The following is a 15,647-nucleotide window of genomic DNA, read 5'->3' on the forward strand; positions in this document are numbered from 1 at the left end:
TTTTATCATTTTTCCAGTTTTATCTGGTTGGAAACACTTAAGACCATACCCATTTCCATCATAAGAAACATGACCGAGGTACCCCCGTAACTGATAAATGGCAGGGTAATACCGGTATTTGGTATGGTATTGGTAACTACTGCAATGTTAAGGATAACCTGTATGGCAATATGTCCCATGACTCCAACCACAAGAAGGGCACCAAACAGATCCGGCGCATTGTCTGCAATCAGCATGAAACGGTATATCATGAAGAGAAAAATGAGAATGACTGATACCGCTCCAAAAAGCCCCAGCTCTTCGCAGATAATGGAAAAAATCATATCATTTTGCGCCTCAGGCACAAATCCCATCTTCTGTATGCTCTCTCCAAGGCCTCTTCCTACAAGGCCACCGGAACCAATGGCATATAAGCCCTGTAATACCTGATATCCACCGGTAGACGGGTATGCCTCCGGCTCCAGCCATACTAAGATACGGCCCAGCTGATAATCATGCAGTATGTTCATTTTTTGAAGAACGGTAGCCACAGGCCCTGCAAAAGCCAGAAGTGCTACTCCACCTAAACCACAGGCAAAAAACGGCCATTTCTTTTTACATGCAACAAACAGCATGACAAAAGCAATTCCCATAATAATAATTCCGGAGCTTAAGTTATTTGCGGCAACGATACCAGCAATAGGAATGGTCGTAATGATAACCAGAATGACTCCATTTCTTGTATTGATATTTTTACCCATCTGTACAATCATGAGAGCCAGCATTACAATCAAAGCGATTTTTACAAACTCTGTAGGCTGAAAGGAAAGAGAGCCGACTCCAAGCCATCTCTTTTTTCCGTTTGCCTCAATACCTACAAGAGAAACTGCAATCATAAGTATGTAGGAAAGCACATAAGCAAATACTGCAAACTTTCCATACCAGTGATAATCCATTCTGGATATAATGATCATAATTACAAAGCCACCAAGTGCGATCTTTGCCTGCTTCATCATAAAAAAAGCCGCATTATTAAATTTAAGCTGAGCAGCGTAAGAACTGGAGCTGTATATCATGACAAGTCCAAAGACTGTCAGGAATATCACGGTAAACAAAAGGCTGTAATCGTAAAAACGGCGTGGTTTATTCTTTTTCTTCACTGGCCTTTTTTCTGCCATATCATTCCTCCTCGCCAACCATACTTCTATGCAGAAATAACCTTACAGATTGCGGACGCATTCTTTAAAGATTTCGCCGCGTTCCTCATAGCATTTGAACATGCCCCAGCTGGCACATGCCGGAGAGAGAAGTACATAATCTCCGTTATTGGCATAGGAAGCACAGACACTGACAGCTTCCTGCATATCCTCCGCATACATCACATTGGTAAAGCCATGTCTTGCGGCACATTCGGCAATTTTTTCCCTGGTCTGTCCAAGCAGAACCATATATCTTACCTTACCGTCAAAGGACTCGATCCATTCATCATACTCCGACTGCTTATCGTACCCTCCTGCAATGAGAATGGTAGGACCAGGCATAGCCTTAACCGCCTGAATGGCTGCATCCGGGTTGGTTCCCTTGGAATCGTTGTAATATTTAACTCCTGACTTCTCTGCCACATATTCAATTCTATGCTCCACTGCCTTAAACTCACAGACTGCCTTTTTAATCACTTCCATGGGAACCTTTGCTTCTACAGCCATGGCAATAGCTGCCATAACATTCTCATGATTATGACGTCCAAGAAGCTTTAATTCATGAACGGAAATGATATCTTCCCGCACACCTTCATGATTGCGGATAATCATGTCCCCATCAAGGCAATACCCTTCGTTTAAGGCTTCCCGGCTGCTGAAAAATACAACCTTTGATTTTAAGGTACTACCAAACTCTCTTAAAACCGGGTCATCATAATTTAAAACGCAAGCATCCTCTGCTCCCTGGTTTTTTGTAATGCTTTCCTTTACTTTTATGTAACAATCCATTGTTTTATGACGATTTAAGTGATCCGGAGTAATATTAAGAATTGCACTGACATGGGGCTTAAAGTCTGTTATCGTCTCTAACTGAAAGCTGCTGATCTCTGCTACGGTCACAGAATCTTCCGTTGTTTTCAGCGCCTCCTCTGTATAAGGAATTCCAATGTTCCCTACCACAAAAACGTGATCATAAAAAGCCTTCATGATCTCCCCGGTGAGAGCCGTTGTGGTGGTCTTTCCATTGGTCCCGGTGATAGCAAGGAGCTTACCTCTGGCATGATGGTATGCCAGCTGAATCTCACTCCAGATTGGGATATTCTCCTCATTTAGAATCGCTACAAAAGGAGCCTCCAGAGAAATACCAGGACTGATGACACAAAGATCAATTCCCTTTAAATCTTCCTTTTTTAATTCTCCCAGCAAAACGGAGAAGGTTCCCTCTCCCTCAAACTGTTGTGACAGCTCATCCTTATTTAAGGCATCATTGCTGTCATAAAGTACAACTTCATCACCCGTTTTTAAAATCATCCTGGAGGCGGCGATACCACTTTTCCCACTACCGGCTACTAAAATTTTCTGACTCATATGGTTTTTCTCCTATAATCCAAGGTATGCAAGCAGGCAAAGAACCGCTGTTATAATAGAAAATATAGCTACCACCCGTGTCTCCGACCAGCCACAAAGCTCAAAATGGTGATGGATGGGAGCCATCTTAAAAAATCTTTTACCGCCTGTTTTTTTAAAGTATGCTATCTGAATGATGTCCGATAAAACTTCTAACAAATAAATAAATCCGATGATAGCTATAAAAACCGGAATCTGCATCATAAATGCACTGGAAGCAACAAAGCCGCCAAGCGCAAGGGAGCCGGTATCTCCCATAAACACTTTGGCCGGATAGACATTAAAAAGTAAAAATCCCAAAAGACTTCCGACTACAGCTCCAGTAATAGGGCTGATACCAGTCTTTTCTCCAATGGCTACCACAGTAAGGAAAGTGGCTACCAATATGGTGACACTGGTGCATAACCCATCTAAACCATCGGTAAAATTAACGCCGTTATCTGTCCCTATTACAATGAAAAACACAGCAGGCACAAAGAATATACCAAGATTTAGATATAGCCCTTTATCAAAACCTCCTGTAAAAGGGATCAACATTCCTGTGCCCACATCATTTGAATGAACCAGATAATAGGCAAAAACTCCTGTGATGATTAACTGCCCTATTATTTTCTGAAAAGGTTTAAGGCCTTCAGATCGCTTCAGCACTATCTTGATATAATCATCAAGAAATCCAACGATTCCAAAACCAACAGTCATAAAAAGCACAGGAAGAATCTTCGGATAATCCTTGATATAAAACAAGGACGTAATGATGACGCTGGTCAGAATAATGAGGCCGCCCATGGTGGGAGTCCCCTGTTTTTTCAAATGGCTTTCAGGACCTTCCTTACGGACCTCTTGGCCAAATTTTAGTCTGTGTAAAAATGGAATTACTATGGGACACAGCATGGCGCTGATGGCAAAAGCTATGATGATTGCCAGAATCGTTTCGTTAATCATGTCACACCTCAATATTTTATGTATTCGTATATCAAAAGTACACAGTAAGTAGTATACGTCTTTTTTTCCGAATAATCAACCACTGATTCGAAACGTAGAAACAGTTTTTTCCTCTGTTGGCTCTATTCCCATATAAGGAAGAATATTCTTAAAAATATCTGCGATTACCGGTGCCGCAATGGTTCCTCCATAATAAATCCCCTGAGGTTCATCAATGGTAATAAGTGCAATTACCTCTGGATCATTAGCCGGCGCAAAGCCTACAAAAGAAGAAATATATTTCTTTAAGCTTCTTGGAAGCTTTTCTGATGTAGCTGTTTTACCACCAACTCGATAGCCGTCGAGTTTTGCCTTTTTACCACTTCCTTCTGCTACTACTTCTTCCAGGATATAACGCATGGTCTCACTGGTTTGTGCGGATACAATCCCCTCTTTCATCGGATAGGTAAAAGTATGAGAGGACTCTCCGTCAGCAGTGGTTGCTTTCACACCAAAGTGAGGGGTTATGCGGTTTCCTCCGTTTACAATAGATGCTGCTGTTGTGATAAGCTGCAGTGGGGTTATCTGGAATGACTGGCCAAAGGACACGGTGGCAAGCTCTACCAGTCCCATATCCTGCTTTCTATGCATGATGGTAGACGCCTCACCTGGTACGTCGATTCCTGTCTTTCCTTTTAAACCGAACTGCTCAAAATACTTATAATAATTGTCCACACCAAGACGCTGTCCTACATCGATTAAAACCGGGTTGCAGGAGTTCATCATTCCCTGAAGAAAGGTTTCTGAACCATGACCGCCCACCTTATGGCACCGTATCTTACGATCTTCCACCACCCGAAATCCCGGGCAGGAGAAATGATCATCAAGCTTAACTACTCCAGACTCAAGACCTGCTGCTGCCGTTATGATTTTAAAGGTGGAACCCGGCTCATACGTATCATTGATGCAGGGATTTCTCCACATCTGATTTAACAGATCCTGCTTTTCCTTAGCTGAGGCAGGGATTTCTGTATTGGTATTTAAGGTAAATGGATCGTTAAGATTGAACTCCGGAACATTTACCATTGCCTTGATCTCCCCGTTTTTAGGGTTCATTACAATGATAGATACTTTCTTTGCTCCCTTTTTCTCCATGACCTGATAGGCAGCCTGTTCGCAATATTTCTGAATATTTACATCCAGGCTGATCTGCAGTGTCTGACCGGAAATGGGTTCAATCCTGTCTTCTGCTGCATTTTCAATTTCAATTCCTGCCGCATCAGACATGGTGAGGATCTTTCCATTCATTCCTTTTAAATACTGCTCGTATTTTACTTCCAGTCCGATAATTCCCTGATTATCTCCGCCAGTAAAGCCTAATACCTTGGAAGCCATGGTATCGTAGGGATAATAACGCTTATAATCCTCATCCACCTTTACTCCAGCCAGATGATACGTACGGATCTGATCTCCCAGGGCCTTGTCTACATTGGTCTTAATAATTTCCCTTGAACTGTACTTTTCTACCTTCTTACGTATTTCAGCTTCCTCAATACCCAACTCCTTTGACAGGACCGCTACCACTTCATCCGGCTTTTTCACCTGATTATGAATGACCGAAATGGTACAAACCGTCCGATTGGTTGCGATGACGGTACCATTGGCATCAATGATATTTCCCCTGGCAGCCTTTATGGTCCTCTCGCGTTCATGGAGATCCTCAGCCATGGCGCTGTAATGTTCGGATTGGAAGATCATTAGAAAAATAAGCCGACCCATCAGTCCTGTCATGGCGAGAAACAACAGGAAAAACAGGAGGGCTATTTTCTCTCTGTGATGTGTTTTGTTTGAATTCATATGCTGCTCCACCGTCATTATTGTTACAGTATATGAATATCTGACTTTTTTATGAGCCCTCTAAGTTTCTTTTCTTATTGGGCAGTGGTTTCTCCCACAGACTCCGTTTCACCCTCAGTGGATTCTCCGGTATCTCCTGGTATGGAGTCAGGAAGGTTAAAGTCTTCTCCCTCCTGCCTGTTATTGTATTCTTCTGAAGGATTTAAGTATTCATTGGGAATGGGCTGTCCATTTTCCATGGTTGGTGCTGGTGCCGTTGTTTCCTGAGTACCAGTCTCCTGAGTCGTCTCTTGTCCTTCCGTACCCGCTTGTGTCTCGCTGGTGATTCCTTCCTGTTCCGGAAGCTTTTCCCCTTCTCCTGATGGAGCACCACCGTTTGTATCAGTATCCGGGAAGATATTTAAATAAGGAAGAATATCCGTCATAATCTTCTGGAATATCTGACTTGCGTACGTACTGTGCGGCTGGTCTTCCACGTGAGGTTCATCCACCACCACATAAACCAGTACCTGGGGATTATCTGCTGGTGCGTATCCGCAGAATGATACAACATAATTCGTCTTGTCACGAGGTATCTTTTCTGCCGTTCCCGTTTTACCAGCAACCTTATATCCTGCAACCTTGGCAGCACCGCCGGTGCCGCCTTCTGCGTTGACCGTCTTAAACAAGGCTTCATTAATAAATTTGGTGGTAGACTCTGATACTGTTTCCCGAACCAAAACAGGGTCCACCTTTTTTACAATCGCTCCCTGCTCATTTAATATCTGTTTTACCACATGGGGTTCGTAATAGGAACCGCCGTTAATAACGGAACAATATGCAGCTGCCATCTGGATCATTGTAGAGTTGAAATTCTGTCCAAAGGAATTGGTAGCAAGATCCGTTGGACCTGCATTTTCAACGGTATAGATATTACTCTTATTATCTGCCTCACCAGGAAGATCAATACCAGTTTTTGAACCAAAGCCAAACATCTGCTGATATTTATAGAATTTATCCTTACCCATCTGCTGGGCTATCCTCATCATGACCACGTTACAGGATTTCATAAGTCCTTGTTCTACTGTAATTAGACCATGTCCATATCGGCTGACGCATTTGATTTTATGGCCCCCCACTTCCAGGAACCGATTGCATTCATAGGTCTCGTGTCCCGTAATCGCACCTTCCTCCATAGCGGCTGATACGGTAAATATCTTTTCTGTTGATCCTGGTTCATATCCATCACTAATGGTAAAATTACGCCAGGTCTGGTTCCAGGCGACCTGAGTTCCCAGGGATATAATCTCCTGATCGCTGTAGTGCTGTGGTACGGTCTCGGGTGTCAGAGGCGCGGCGTCTTTATTCTTTCTCTTATAATCATCAATGGCTTCCTTGATTCCCAGCTCTCTTAACACTTCAGCAGTAAACTCCGGTCTCAGATCACGGGGATTGTTAAGATCAAAGGACTTATCATCTGCCATCGCCAGGACCTCAGCGTTGTTGGGATCCATGACTATGACTCCCACCTTTTTGCTGCCTGTCTGCTGCTCCCATTCGTTTATGTATTTTTCAACGATTTTCTGTATGTTCACATCAATGGTGGATACGACTGTATTACCATTGGTGGAGGGTTTGATCACTCGCTCTAAATTGGAATCATCGTTTAGATATCCGTACTCTCTTCCATTGATTCCCATAAGTGTGGTATTATAATACTGCTCAATTCCACCGGTTCCTCCCATTCCATCTCCATTGGCGAATCCGATTACCTTGCTGCCCATGGAATTGTAGGGATACACTCTCTTATACTCATCTTCGAACCAGATACCCTTTATGGCCTTCTTTGATTTTTTCAGTTCTTTGGATTTGTCCGTTTTGTATTTATCATATTTATTTTTATCATCATAGGTAAGCTGCTTGGCATAGAGAACGTATTGTTTGCCCTTCTTCTCCTGAATCAGATTCATGATCTCTGTACGGTCATAACCAAAACATTCTGTAAGGGCTGTTACCGACGGCTCTAGAAATGCATCCGGGTCAGACATGATCTGTTTTGGATCGAGGATCAAGTTATAAACCTTCTCGCTTGCGGCAAGATACGTTCCATTCCGGTCCAGAATGTCACCTCGTTTAAAGGGAATCACCCTGCTGTCATATTCCTGCTGAGACAACACAATCTGATTATAATCTTCTTTTTTATGGGTCATCAGATTATAAAGGACCATAACCAATGCAAACAAAGCCAGCGTAATTACAAGCACCGTAATCGCCAGCTTTTCCTGCATATAACGTGGGAATACTTTACTCTTATTATTCCTGCTTTTGTTAGTATTTCGGGATATCCTCATTCTGTCTTACATACTCACTTTCCGTTTTATCATAGTGAAGGATCTGGTCTTTATTTGCATAGACCATACCAAGTTCTTCAGTGGCCACCTTATACACATGATCCAAATCAACGGAAGTTTTAATACTCATCTCCAGTGCGTTGTTTTCAGTTCGTAGTTTTTCAAGCTTCGCTTCTTGTACCTCAATTCCGTGAATATTGGTTGTAATTGATGACTGAATATGCAGATACTTAATGCAGATAAAGAGGGTGCAGACGACAGCAGCCGTCAGCATAAGAACATAGGGTAAATCCATTTGCAGAGCTTTTTCACGATTTCGCCTTACTCTGTGATTGACAGATGTCCGGCGGACTTCATCTGGCGTACGGGCCGGCATAGATGCTGGCATGGCTTTACGGACAGTATTTCCGTGTACATAAGCAGTATTCCCGTAGGAACGCACATTTTTATTGGCAGCCACTCGAATTTCCTCCCTTAATCTATACGCTCAAATACCCTAAGCTTGGAACTCTTTGAACGCTTATTCTCTTCGATCTCTTCCTCTGTTGGTATGACAGGTTTTCTTGTAATAACCTTACCTTTGCTTTTATTACCGCAGACACATACTGGAAAACCCGGTGGACAAATACATGGATTTTCGTTTGTCTTAAATCTTGCTTTTACGATCCGATCTTCCAGAGAGTGGAACGTAATGATAGATAAACGTCCACCTGGATTTAGCAAATCGATCATGGTATCAAGGGACTGACTGAGTACCTCCAGTTCCTTATTGAGCTCAATTCGTATTGCCTGGAATGTGCGCTTGGAAGGATGTCCTCCCACTGCTCTTATCTTTGCAGGAATCGCATTTTTAATAATCTCTGACAATTCGCCCGTTGTCTTTATAGGCTTTATTTGTCTTTCTCTCACAATATGTTTTGCAATATTTTTCGCAAACTTGTCCTCGCCATAATCTCTTATGATCCGGTATAAATCAAATTCGCTGTATTCGTTAATGATATCAGCGGCCGTCTGATCGTTCCTCTGATCCATACGCATATCAAGAGGTGCATCTTCTTCTCTATAAGTGAACCCTCTCTCCGGCACGTCAAGCTGATGTGAGGATACCCCCAGATCCAGATAGATACCGTCCACCTTTTCAATGCCAAGTTCCTTCAGCACTTCTTTTATATTTACATAATTGCTTCTTACAACTGTAACTTTATCTTTATGGTCCTTGAGCCGTTCCGTAGCCGCTGAAATGGCAGCTGCATCCTGGTCAATTCCGATTAATCTTCCGTGTTCTGACAGGCGTTCGCATACGAAAAGAGCATGTCCTCCGCCTCCCAGGGTTCCGTCAACATAGATTCCATCTGGTTTTATATTCAGGCTGTCAATGGTCTCATTTAGCAGCACTGACTTGTGTTCAAATATCATATTCCAAGTCCTTCCATAGCTTCCGCAATTTCTTCCATATCATCATAGGTATTGGCTGCTGTCCATGCATCCTTGCTCCAAATCTCGATTCGGCTTCCTACTCCCACTAAAACTGCATCCTTATCAATGCCTGCATGTTCTCTAAGCACGGCTGGAAGAAGAATTCTTCCCTGCTTGTCCACTTCACAGGAGGACGCTCCGGCGAGAAAGAATCTGGAGAACTTTCTTGCATTGGTATTGGTCAGCGGCAGGCTTTTTAACTTTTCTTCCAGGGCAGTCCATTCCTTATTATCATACACAAATAAACAGCCATCTAAGCCCTTCGTCACAACGAATTCTTCTCCAAGCTGTTCTCTGAATTTCGATGGGACAATGAGACGTCCCTTGGCATCGACTGTATGATTGTATTCGCCCATGAACATACCAATCACCTGCTTGTACAAGGTAGAGTGGATTAATTACTTTCCCACCATTTTCTACCACTTTGTACCACTTTCCTCCACTTGTACTTTAATTTTAGTACATTTACCTGGAAATAGCAAGGAGATTTTTGATTATTTTTCATTGATTTCGGTTACAAAGGGGCGGAAATACAAGCTTTACCATTTTTTCCCAAAATTTGACATGGCTTTTCCATACCACTCTCTTTATCAGAGTTTCTTCATATTATAATGAACATTCTCCTCTAAAATATCATGGTAATTATTTGCATAATAAAGAGTCTGGCTCGCCAGACTCTAGCGCTGACGCGCTGGCACGTTAGTGACAATCTACATTTAGAGCGTCATGTGCATCCCGCCCGGCAGGTTTTTTTGTGTAATAGGGCGTAATTTCCTGTTACACAAAAAAAGTGGGAAGGCATCTGGCCTTCCCACTTTCATATAAAATTAATAACCCGCTTCTATATATTGCTCAATTAATTTATCCAGTTCTACACTCCTAAGATAAATAACATCTCCATCATCATGATCAATACTTTTATTCAGTCTTTCCCTAGCTTCTTCAATATTACGGATTAACTCTTCTTTTGAAATCATCATATCATGTTTCTCCTTTGCTCTTTAATCTAATCTGTCTGTGTTGGAAGAAGAGCACAAGAGTAGATACCACTACCAGGATCAATGACAGTGCCTGAGACACCGGAATGCCAGTACCAAAGAATATTAGCTGGTCCGTACGGATTCCTTCTATCCATACTCGTCCTAAGCCATAGCCAAGCAGGTAGATAAGAAACATCTCCCCATCAAACCGTTTGCGTTTACGGTACCAGAGCATAAAAACAAGCACGCAAAGGTTCCACACCGACTCATAAAGAAAAGTGGGATGCACCTGTATATACTCTACACCATTCTCAACGATTAAATGGTTTAACAGTTCCTTTGATATCATATTCTCGTTAACTAGCGCCCTTCTGATTCTCATAGCAAACAGGCCGTCTGTATATCCGCCAAACGCTTCGCAATTAAAGAAGTTTCCCCATCTTCCTATAATTTGCCCGGTTATCAGTCCAAGACATCCAGTGTCCGCCAAGGAAAAGAAGGAAAGTTTCTTCACCCTGGTATAGACGATCAGAGTTAAAGCTGCGCCAATGACACCGCCATAAATAGCCAGCCCCCCTGCTCTCAGGTTCAAAATTTGTAACAGGTCATTTTTATAATTAGCCCAATCGAAAATCACATAGTAAAGTCTGGCACTTATAATAGAAACAACGATAGCATACAGGGCAAAATCCAGATAGATTTCCGGGTCTTGTCCTCTTCGTTTTGCGTCATTAGAAGCAATCCAGAGGCCTGTTAGAATTCCGATCCCAATGATAATCCCGTAGAATGCAATGCGGAACCCAAATATCGAGATACTGTTTCGCAAATGAGCAATGGTAATACCCAAATGCACAAAACTAATATCCGCCGTATTTGCCATTCGTCTTCTCCTTTCGATTTTTCTTTATTTTACCCCGTGAAAACACAAAAATCAAACAGATTCGCCCGACATATTCAACTATATTTCGACAACTGCAGGGAATCTTATGTTTTTTATCTTTTTTTTTTGCGGATAATATGTTATTCTATATTAGTTGTAAATAAAAATCAACCATGAATATTAACAATATTAGGAAGGTAATTGCTATGAAATTAGGTATTGTCGGATTACCGAACGTAGGTAAAAGCACTTTGTTTAATTCTCTCACAAAGGCTGGGGCAGAATCTGCCAACTATCCGTTCTGTACTATTGATCCAAATGTAGGGGTCGTTCCCGTTCCGGATGCACGCCTGGGTCAGTTGGCTGAACTCTATAATTCTCAGAAAATAATCCCAGCTGCCATTGAGTTTGTGGATATCGCAGGTCTTGTAAAAGGAGCATCAAAAGGAGAAGGTCTTGGAAACCAGTTCCTCTCCAACATAAGAGAGGTTGACGCCATCGTCCACGTGGTACGTTGTTTTGAAGACGGCAATGTGATTCACGTTGACGGAAGTGTAGATCCCTTGCGTGATATTGAGACCATTGATTTAGAACTTATCTTTTCCGATCTTGAGATTTTAGACCGCCGTATCTCAAAGTCCACCAAGGGGGCAATGAATGATAAGTCTCTTGCAAAGGAACTGGATATCTTAAAGAGAATCAAGGCCCACTTAGAAGACGGCAATCTGGCAAGAAGCATGGAAATTGACGATGCAGATGAACTGAATTTCGTCTCTACCCTTAATCTTCTTACCTTTAAGCCTGTTATTTTTGCTGCCAACGTTTGCGAAGACGACCTGGCTGATGACGGTGCCACCAATGAGCACGTTGCCAAGGTCAGAGCTTTTGCAGCAGAAAACAACAGCGAGGTTTTTGTCATCTGCGCTCAGATCGAACAGGAAATTGCCGAACTGGAAGAGGATGAGAAAAAGATGTTCTTAGAGGATCTTGGTCTGACTGAGTCCGGACTTGAAAAGCTCATTGGCGCAAGCTACCATCTGCTTGGTCTTATCAGCTATTTAACTGCCGGTCCTATGGAAACAAGAGCCTGGACCATTGAGGAAGGCACAAAAGCACCTCAGGCTGCCGGTAAGATTCATTCTGATTTCGAACGCGGCTTTATCCGTGCAGAAGTCGTTAACTTCAAAGATCTTCTGGACTGCAAGAGCTACAATGCTGCAAAAGAAAAAGGACTTGTACGTTCCGAAGGGAAGGAATATGTGGTTAAGGACGGAGATGTCATCCTCTTCCGCTTCAACGTTTAAAGCTTATCAGCCGGTGCCTGAAAGCACCGGCCTTTCTTTGCCCAAATTAAGATGATAATTTAATATCAAATGTATCTTTATTCTTGCAAACTGTTTCCATTATGCTATAATATGACAGGGCAAAAAACCCCAACTAATTTAACGACATCAAGTGACAAAGGAGAAGGAGTATTTAAAATGAAAACAATTATTAAAGCAATTGCAGCAGGAGTCTGTATTGCCATGGGAGGAATTATCTATCTGACTCTTGAAAACCGGATTGCTGGTTCTTTTTTATTTTCCATCGGTTTATTTACGATTTATACGTTTGGTTTTAACCTGTATACCGGAAAAATCTGTTATATCGTTCACGAGGGTCCTGCATATTTAAAAGAAGTTCTGCTGGTCTACATAGGAAATCTGATCGGAACCCTTGGTTCCGGTATCATCTTCCGCAATACCAAACTGGAAAAATTAGTGGAGCATGCAACGGAAATCGTAGATTTAAAATTATCCGATACTTTATTCAGCACCTTTGTGATGGCTTTTATGTGCGGAGTGTTGATGTGCATCGCTGTCATCGGCTTTCAGACGATTAAGGACGGCGTAGGCAAGCACCTGGCTCTCATTCTTCCTATCATGGTATTTATCCTTTCCGGTTTTGAACATAGCATCGCGGACATGTTTTATTTCACAATGGCAGGAGCCTGGAGCACAAAGGCTGCCCTGTATATGCTTGTAATATCTCTCGGAAATCTGGTGGGAGCATGTATGATTCCTCTTTTAAAGAAAACATTCAAGGAAGATTTTCCTTCTTTACACTAAATACGATACGAATCTAAAAAAGGAGCACAGCCATAAGGTTTGTGCTCTTTTTGGTCATATTATGCATTTTTTATCCATATGCTGTATTTTTTTGTAATCTTAACTTTATTTTAACTCGTTTTATGCTATAATGAAGGCAATAAAACAGCCAGATCAGGAGTTCATATGTTAGTGAAAATAGTCGTAGACAACAATACTTTAGTAGACCAGTTTTATAAAGGGGAGCCTGCCGCAAGTTTTTACATCGAAATTGACGATTTAAGGATCCTATTTGATACCGGATTTTCTGACATAGTTCTTTCCAATGCAGAAAAGATGGGAATTGATTTGACCAAACTGACCCACATCGTACTTTCCCATGGACACAACGATCATACCAATGGATTGAAATATCTGGATGAAGCCATAGATTTATCCAAGGTTACAATCATCTCTCATACTGGCTGCTTTCACCCGAAGAAAGCAGGAAACCAAAACATTGGCGCCCCATTTACCGAGGATGAACTATTTGAAAAGACCGAATACATTCCCTCTGACACCCCGTATTTCTTATCCGATCATTGTGTATTTTTAGGTGAGATTCCAGAAAAGCATTCCTTTGAGCAGAGAAGTCCTTTCGGCAAAGTTATGAGAGAAGGTGAATGGCAGGATGATTATCTTATAGATGATTCTGCCATCGCTTTAAAGACCTCCAAAGGACTGTTCCTTATCTCCTCCTGCTCTCACAGCGGTATCTGCAATGCTCTTGATTATGCAAAGGAAGTCTGCAAGGAAGATCACGTTGCCGGTGTTCTGGGAGGGTTTCACCTGTTAGATGTAGGCGAGCGTTTTGTACAGACTGTGAATCACTTAGAAAGCTGCCAGGTGGATCAGATTTATCCATGTCACTGTATCTCTCTTCTTGCAAAAGCTAAGATGATGGACAAGTTACCGGTACACGAGGTAGGTGTCGGACTGACCATAGAGATATAAGAGTAAGCACAAAAAAGGGAGACTCAATTGTCTCCCTTTTATTTATGCCAGATTGGAATATCCCATTAAGTTCTTATCCACCTCTTTGGCCACCTCTCGGCCTTCTCTGATTGCCCATACAACAAGCGACTGGCCTCTGTGCATATCTCCGGCCACGAATACCTTATCCACGTCCGTGCGGTATTTCCCTTTTGGAGTCTCCACATTGGTGCGTTCATTTAATTTAACTCCAAAGGCATCAGCCACATAGCTCTGGGCTCCAAGAAATCCAGCTGCAATGAGAACAAGATCTGCAGGCACTTCCTTTTCGCTTCCAGCTACCGGCTCCATCACGAGCCTTCCGGTCTTCTCATCTATCTTCTGTTCCAGCTTCATTAAGACAGCCTTTACAAGCTTACCGGATTTATCTTTGATAAATTCCTTAACCGTTGTCTGATAGCTTCTTGGGTCCTTTCCAAACACCGCTATGGATTCCTCCTGGCCGTAATCGGTTTTTAACACCTTGGGCCACTGAGGCCAGCTATTGTCTGCAGCTCTCTTTTCCGGAAGCTTTGGCATCATCTCCAGCTGGGTAACGGAAGCACAGCCGTGACGTATGGCAGTTCCCACACAGTCATTTCCAGTATCTCCGCCACCGATTACAATGACATGCTTGCCTTTCGCAGAGATATAAAGATTATCCTGAAGATCGGAATCAAGAAGACTTTTTGTGGTGGACTTTAAGAAATCCACTGCAAAGTATATTCCCTGAGCATCTCTTCCCGGTACCTTTAAATCTCTTGGATTGGAGGCTCCGCAAGCCAGAATAATGCGGTCAAAATCCTTTAATAAATCCTTTACCTTGTGATTCTTTCCCACATCTGCTCCCGTTACAAAGGTAATACCTTCCTCTTGCATGATCTTTACCTTACGGTCGATGATATGTTTTTCCAGCTTCATATTGGGAATGCCATACATCAAGAGGCCACCAATACGATCCTCACGCTCAAATACAGTAACTTTGTGGCCTCTCTTATTTAACTGGTCTGCCGCCGATAAGCCGGCAGGGCCGGAGCCAATGACTGCAATCCGTTTGCCTGTGCGGATCTTCGGGGGATTAGGGGCTGCAATCCCCACTTCATATGCCCGCTCAATAATGGCAAATTCATTTTCTTTGATGCTTACCGGATCACCGTTTAACCCACAGGTACACGCGGCCTCGCAAGGGGCCGGGCATACTCTGGCGGTGAACTCCGGAAAGCTGTTTGTCTTTTTCAGTCTTTTATAGGCCTGCTGCCAATTTCCGGTATAAACAAGCTCATTCCATTCCGGTATCAGATTGTTGATCGGACAGCCGGACACCATGCCTTTGATGATCACTCCGGATTGGCAGAAGGGAACGCCGCAATCCATGCAGCGTGCCCCCTGGCATCTCTGTTCTTTCTCAGAAAGAGGCAGATGGAACTCGTCGTAGTTCTTAATACGAGTCTTGGGGTCTACCGTTTTTCCTGTTTTTCTGTCATATTCTAAAAATCCTGTTGGCTTTCCCATGTCCTACT

14 protein-coding genes are annotated in these 15,647 nt (G+C 42.7%); 3 read left to right on the forward strand and 11 right to left on the reverse strand.

The genetic code is table 11. The features are described from left to right. Nucleotides 1-5: 5 nt before the first annotated feature. The 10 genes from T546_RS0106325 to lgt all read right to left on the reverse strand — a co-directional run bounded on the left by T546_RS0106325 (nucleotide 6) and on the right by lgt (nucleotide 11,029). The gene (locus T546_RS0106325) at nucleotides 6-1,157 is read right to left on the reverse strand and encodes an FtsW/RodA/SpoVE family cell cycle protein (RefSeq protein WP_026890896.1); all 1,152 of its coding nucleotides are present in this window, start codon (nucleotides 1,155-1,157) and stop codon (nucleotides 6-8) included. Nucleotides 1,158-1,199: 42 nt separating this feature from the next. Continuing rightward, a complete protein-coding gene (gene murD, locus T546_RS0106330; RefSeq protein ID WP_026890897.1) occupies nucleotides 1,200-2,546 on the reverse strand; it encodes a UDP-N-acetylmuramoyl-L-alanine--D-glutamate ligase in 1,347 nt (448 codons plus the stop codon). A 12-nt stretch (nucleotides 2,547-2,558) separates the two neighbouring features. Then, nucleotides 2,559-3,527, reverse strand: coding sequence for a phospho-N-acetylmuramoyl-pentapeptide-transferase (gene mraY, locus T546_RS0106335; protein ID WP_026890898.1), 969 nt, complete (start codon nucleotides 3,525-3,527; stop codon nucleotides 2,559-2,561). Nucleotides 3,528-3,602: 75 nt separating this feature from the next. Further along, nucleotides 3,603-5,363 (reverse strand): peptidoglycan D,D-transpeptidase FtsI family protein, encoded by a 1,761-nt coding sequence (locus T546_RS0106340; protein WP_026890899.1) that lies wholly within the window; start codon nucleotides 5,361-5,363, stop codon nucleotides 3,603-3,605. A gap of 74 nt (nucleotides 5,364-5,437) precedes the next feature. Then, nucleotides 5,438-7,630, reverse strand: coding sequence for a peptidoglycan D,D-transpeptidase FtsI family protein (locus T546_RS22930; RefSeq protein ID WP_330371877.1), 2,193 nt, complete (start codon nucleotides 7,628-7,630; stop codon nucleotides 5,438-5,440). A 40-nt stretch (nucleotides 7,631-7,670) separates the two neighbouring features. Continuing rightward, a complete protein-coding gene (locus T546_RS0106350) occupies nucleotides 7,671-8,153 on the reverse strand; it encodes an FtsB/FtsL family cell division protein (RefSeq protein WP_026890900.1) in 483 nt (160 codons plus the stop codon). Between the two features lie 14 nt (nucleotides 8,154-8,167). Then, nucleotides 8,168-9,109 carry a 16S rRNA (cytosine(1402)-N(4))-methyltransferase RsmH gene (rsmH, locus tag T546_RS0106355; RefSeq protein WP_026890901.1) on the reverse strand — a complete coding sequence of 314 codons (942 nt, stop codon included), beginning with the start codon at nucleotides 9,107-9,109 and terminating at the stop codon, nucleotides 8,168-8,170. After that, entirely contained in the window at nucleotides 9,106-9,531 is a 426-nt protein-coding gene (gene mraZ, locus T546_RS0106360; RefSeq protein ID WP_024836316.1) for a division/cell wall cluster transcriptional repressor MraZ, read from the reverse strand. Before mraZ ends, rsmH begins: the two co-directional genes overlap by 4 nt. Before the next feature lie 465 nt (nucleotides 9,532-9,996). Continuing rightward, entirely contained in the window at nucleotides 9,997-10,149 is a 153-nt protein-coding gene (locus tag T546_RS24975) for a Spo0E family sporulation regulatory protein-aspartic acid phosphatase (RefSeq protein WP_242842191.1), read from the reverse strand. A gap of 1 nt (nucleotide 10,150) precedes the next feature. After that, a complete protein-coding gene (gene lgt, locus T546_RS0106370; protein WP_026890902.1) occupies nucleotides 10,151-11,029 on the reverse strand; it encodes a prolipoprotein diacylglyceryl transferase in 879 nt (292 codons plus the stop codon). A 206-nt stretch (nucleotides 11,030-11,235) separates the two neighbouring features. On the opposite strand from lgt, the gene ychF reads away from it, so the two are divergent. From ychF to T546_RS0106385, 3 genes are all read left to right on the forward strand, one after another. Beyond that, entirely contained in the window at nucleotides 11,236-12,333 is a 1,098-nt protein-coding gene (gene ychF, locus T546_RS0106375) for a redox-regulated ATPase YchF (RefSeq protein WP_026890903.1), read from the forward strand. Nucleotides 12,334-12,510: 177 nt separating this feature from the next. After that, complete coding sequence (locus T546_RS0106380; protein ID WP_026890904.1) at nucleotides 12,511-13,137, forward strand: formate/nitrite transporter family protein; 627 nt, start codon at nucleotides 12,511-12,513, stop codon at nucleotides 13,135-13,137. A 165-nt stretch (nucleotides 13,138-13,302) separates the two neighbouring features. Beyond that, nucleotides 13,303-14,109 carry an MBL fold metallo-hydrolase gene (locus T546_RS0106385; protein WP_026890905.1) on the forward strand — a complete coding sequence of 269 codons (807 nt, stop codon included), beginning with the start codon at nucleotides 13,303-13,305 and terminating at the stop codon, nucleotides 14,107-14,109. 42 nt (nucleotides 14,110-14,151) lie between these two features. On the opposite strand, the gene T546_RS0106390 is transcribed toward T546_RS0106385, so the two are convergent. Continuing rightward, complete coding sequence (locus tag T546_RS0106390) at nucleotides 14,152-15,639, reverse strand: glutamate synthase subunit beta (protein ID WP_026890906.1); 1,488 nt, start codon at nucleotides 15,637-15,639, stop codon at nucleotides 14,152-14,154. Nucleotides 15,640-15,647: the final 8 nt, after the last annotated feature.

It is taken from the genome of [Clostridium] aerotolerans DSM 5434 (genome assembly GCF_000687555.1).
Taxonomy (GTDB): Bacteria; Bacillota; Clostridia; order Lachnospirales; family Lachnospiraceae; genus Lacrimispora; species Lacrimispora aerotolerans.

Bases quoted from the DNA above. Each gene is read 5' to 3' on its own strand.
- T546_RS0106325 (WP_026890896.1), bottom strand. From the start codon at position 1,157: ATGGCAGAAAAAAGGCCAGTGAAGAAAAAGAATAAACCACGCCGTTTT.
- murD (WP_026890897.1), bottom strand. From the start codon at position 2,546: ATGAGTCAGAAAATTTTAGTAGCCGGTAGTGGGAAAAGTGGTATCGCC.
- mraY (WP_026890898.1), bottom strand. From the start codon at position 3,527: ATGATTAACGAAACGATTCTGGCAATCATCATAGCTTTTGCCATCAGC.
- T546_RS0106340 (WP_026890899.1), bottom strand. From the start codon at position 5,363: ATGAATTCAAACAAAACACATCACAGAGAGAAAATAGCCCTCCTGTTT.
- T546_RS22930 (WP_330371877.1), bottom strand. From the start codon at position 7,630: ATGCAGGAAAAGCTGGCGATTACGGTGCTTGTAATTACGCTGGCTTTG.
- rsmH (WP_026890901.1), bottom strand. From the start codon at position 9,109: ATGATATTTGAACACAAGTCAGTGCTGCTAAATGAGACCATTGACAGC.
- mraZ (WP_024836316.1), bottom strand. From the start codon at position 9,531: ATGTTCATGGGCGAATACAATCATACAGTCGATGCCAAGGGACGTCTC.
- T546_RS24975 (WP_242842191.1), bottom strand. From the start codon at position 10,149: ATGATGATTTCAAAAGAAGAGTTAATCCGTAATATTGAAGAAGCTAGG.
- lgt (WP_026890902.1), bottom strand. From the start codon at position 11,029: ATGGCAAATACGGCGGATATTAGTTTTGTGCATTTGGGTATTACCATT.
- ychF (WP_026890903.1), top strand. From the start codon at position 11,236: ATGAAATTAGGTATTGTCGGATTACCGAACGTAGGTAAAAGCACTTTG.
- T546_RS0106380 (WP_026890904.1), top strand. From the start codon at position 12,511: ATGAAAACAATTATTAAAGCAATTGCAGCAGGAGTCTGTATTGCCATG.
- T546_RS0106385 (WP_026890905.1), top strand. From the start codon at position 13,303: ATGTTAGTGAAAATAGTCGTAGACAACAATACTTTAGTAGACCAGTTT.
- T546_RS0106390 (WP_026890906.1), bottom strand. From the start codon at position 15,639: ATGGGAAAGCCAACAGGATTTTTAGAATATGACAGAAAAACAGGAAAA.